The organism is Nguyenibacter vanlangensis (genome assembly GCF_013376155.1).
GTDB classification, from domain to species: Bacteria; Pseudomonadota; Alphaproteobacteria; order Acetobacterales; family Acetobacteraceae; genus Gluconacetobacter; species Gluconacetobacter vanlangensis.
Genome location: NZ_JABXXP010000327.1, coordinates 1 through 3,240 on the forward strand (window position 1 = coordinate 1; position 3,240 = coordinate 3,240).

Genomic DNA, 3,240 nt, shown 5'->3' on the forward strand with positions numbered 1-3,240 from the left:
GGCCGCGCTGGCGGTCGGCAATGATACCGGCCCCATGCACCTGGCCGCCGCGATGGGCTGCCCCGCGACCGTGCTGTTTTCCCGCGACAGCGACCCGTCCCTGACCGCGCCGCTGGGCCGCGTGCCGGGGCAGGTGCGGGTCATCCGCGTTGACGATCTGGCCACTCTGAGTGTGGATAGGGTTGCGGCGTCGCTCGGCTGACGCCATTACAGCGACTTCCCTTCACGCACGACTTTCCAGTCCGGAGCATCGACACCATGCCTGCCATCACCCTGCCTGACGGATCCGTTCGCCGCTTTGACGGTCCGGTGACGGGCACTACGGTGGCGGCGGCCATCGGTCCCGGGCTGGCCCGCGCCGCCCTGGCGATGGAGCTGGACGGCAGGCTGGTCGACCTGTCGCGCGAAATCGCCGACGATGCCGCGGTGCGCTTCATCACGCGCAAGGACGAGGCGGCGCTGGAGATGATCCGCCACGACACCGCCCATGTGCTGGCCGAGGCCGTGCAGTCGCTGTGGCCGGGCACGCAGGTGACCATCGGTCCGTCGATCGAGAACGGCTTCTATTACGATTTCTATCGCAACGAGCCTTTCACCCCCGAGGATTTCCCCGCGATCGAAGCACGCATGCGCGAGATCGTGGCTGCCAACGCGCCCTTCGTGCGCGAGGTCTGGCCCCGCGACGAGGCCATCCGCTTCTTCGAGGCCAGGGGGGAGCGCTTCAAGGCCGAGCTGATTCGCGACCTGCCCGAAAGCGAGCCGATCTCGATCTACCGCCAGGGCGAATGGCTGGATCTGTGCCGTGGTCCGCATCTGCGCGGCACCGGCGATGTCGGCACGGCCTTCCGCCTGATGAAGGTCGCGGGCGCCTATTGGCGCGGCGATCACCGCAACCCGATGCTGACGCGCATCTACGGCACCGCCTGGCGCGACCAGAAGGAACTGGACGCCTACCTGCACCAGATCGAGGAAGCCGAGCGCCGCGACCATCGCCGCATCGGGCGCGAGATGGACCTGTTCCATATCCAGGAAGAGGCGGTGGGCTCGATCTTCTGGCATGCCAAGGGCTGGCGCCTCTATACGGCCTTGCAGGATTATATGCGCCGCGCCCAGACCCGCGAGGGATATGAGGAAGTGCGCACGCCGCAACTGGTCGACCGCGCGTTGTGGGAGGCCTCGGGCCATTGGGACAAATATCGCGAGCACATGTTCATCGCGACGGTCGAGGACGAGGACAAGACCCTCGCCCTCAAGCCGATGAACTGCCCCTGCCATGTGCAGATCTTCCGCCACGGCCTGCGTTCCTATCGCGAGCTGCCGCTGCGCATGGCCGAATTCGGCGCCTGCCACCGTTACGAGCCCTCGGGCGCGCTGCACGGCATCATGCGCGTGCGCTCCTTTACCCAGGATGATGGGCACATCTTCTGCACCGAGGCGCAGATCGCGCCCGAGACCGCGCGTTTCGTACGGATGCTGGCCGAAGTCTATGCCGATCTGGGCTTCGAGAGCTTCCGGGTGAAGTTCGCCGACCGGCCCGAGCAGCGCGCAGGCACCGAGGAAAGCTGGGACCGCGCCGAGGCCGCCCTGGTCGAAGCCTGCCGCCTGGCCGGGATCGATTACGAGCGCAATCCGGGCGAGGGCGCGTTCTACGGCCCCAAGCTGGAATTCGTCCTGCGCGACGCCATCGGCCGCGACTGGCAGTGCGGCACGCTGCAGGTGGATTACGTGCTGCCGGAGCGGCTGGACGCGTCCTATATCGGCGAGGACAGCGCCCGCCACCGGCCCGTCATGCTGCACCGCGCGATCCTCGGGTCGTTCGAACGGTTCCTGGGCATCCTGATCGAACAGCATGCCGGCCGCTTCCCGCTGTGGCTGGCGCCGGTCCAGGTGGTGGTGGCGTCGATCGTCACCGACGCCGCCCCCTATGCCGAACAGGTGACCCACGCGCTGAAGCAGGCGGGGCTGGCGGTCGAAACCGACATCCGCAACGAGAAGATCAACGCCAAGATCCGCGAGCACAGCTTGGCGCGCGTGCCGATCATCTTGGTCGTCGGCCGCAAGGAGGCCGAGGACGGCACGGTGGCCATTCGCCGCCTGGGCGGCGCGGCGCAACAGGTCGTCCCCCTGCATGAGGCCGTCGATGCCCTGGCGGAGGAAGCCCTGCCCCCCGATTTGCGCCGGGCGCGTCAGGCAGCCGTCTGATTTCGTCAGCCCTGGCCATCCCCCTGGCCGATGGCGGCGCCCATGTGCTGGCGGTATGGCCGGGCGTTTCTTCTGCCCGGGACGCATGGCTGGCTTCAGCCTTCATGCGACGAGAATGCTTGATCTGGATAGGTGCTTTGCGCCACATAACGGCGTATCCGGAGGTGTATCGCGCAGTTCCGACCCCATGCCCCTGGGCATCGGTGGGGAATGCGCGTTGTCCGGACGCGAAAAAGAACACAGGAGCCGACCATAGCCAGACCTCCGATGCCCACTCCGCCTAACCGCGAGGGCCCACGCGTCAACGAAGAAATCCGTGTCCCGCAGGTGCGTCTGATCGACGCGGATGGCGAGATGCTGGGGGTGATGCCCACGCGCGAGGCGCTGGCGCGCGCCTATGCCGTCGGCCTCGACTTGCTGGAAATCAGCCCGAACGCCGAACCGCCGGTGGCCAAGATCCTCGATTACGGCAAGTTCAAATACGAACAGCAGAAGAAGCGTAACGAGGCCCGCAAGAAGCAGAAGGTCATCGAGATCAAGGAGGTCAAGGTTCGGCCGAATATCGATGAGAACGACTACCAGGTGAAGATGCGCGCCATGCGCTCGTTCATCGGCGAGGGCGACAAGGTCAAGGTGACGCTGCGCTTCCGCGGGCGCGAGATGGCCCACCAGGACCTGGGCATCAAGGTGCTGGAGCGGATCCGCTCGGAAATGGACGAGCAGGCGAAGGTCGAGCAGATGCCCAAGCTGGAAAACCGCCAGATGATCATGGTCCTCTCACCGCGCTGACCCGCGCCGGACGACCCTAATAAAAAAAGCCCGGACGGAAAGTCCGGGCTTTTTTTATTGGATAGCCCATGGGTCGTGCTACGGGCGCAGCATGATCGTCGCGGCGGCGGCGGCCGTCACCGTCTGCTCCTCGAGCGGGGCGGCGGGGGGCATGGACGCGCGGGCGGCCATCATCATCATGGGCATCGGGCGGGACGTGCCCTGGTCCTGCAGCGCGATGGTGCGGATCGGCCCCATCGTCATGCCCAG

3 protein-coding genes are annotated in these 3,240 nt (G+C 66.5%); all 3 read left to right on the plus strand.

The genetic code is table 11. The features are described from left to right. A partial coding sequence (locus HUK84_RS13230; protein WP_281362811.1) for a glycosyltransferase family 9 protein occupies nt 1-202 on the plus strand: 202 nt, incomplete at its 5' end. Nucleotides 203-258: 56 nt separating this feature from the next. Next, a complete protein-coding gene (gene thrS / locus HUK84_RS13235) occupies nt 259-2,202 on the plus strand; it encodes a threonine--tRNA ligase (protein ID WP_176640711.1) in 1,944 nt (647 codons plus the stop codon). Nucleotides 2,203-2,469: 267 nt separating this feature from the next. Further along, nucleotides 2,470-2,991: a translation initiation factor IF-3 gene (gene infC / locus HUK84_RS13240; RefSeq protein ID WP_176640712.1), complete on the plus strand. Its 522-nt coding sequence runs from the start codon at nt 2,470-2,472 to the stop codon at nt 2,989-2,991. The last annotated feature ends 249 nt before the right edge of the window (nt 2,992-3,240 follow it).

Bases quoted from the DNA above. Each gene is read 5' to 3' on its own strand.
- thrS (WP_176640711.1), top strand. From the start codon at position 259: ATGCCTGCCATCACCCTGCCTGACGGATCCGTTCGCCGCTTTGACGGT.
- infC (WP_176640712.1), top strand. From the start codon at position 2,470: ATGCCCACTCCGCCTAACCGCGAGGGCCCACGCGTCAACGAAGAAATC.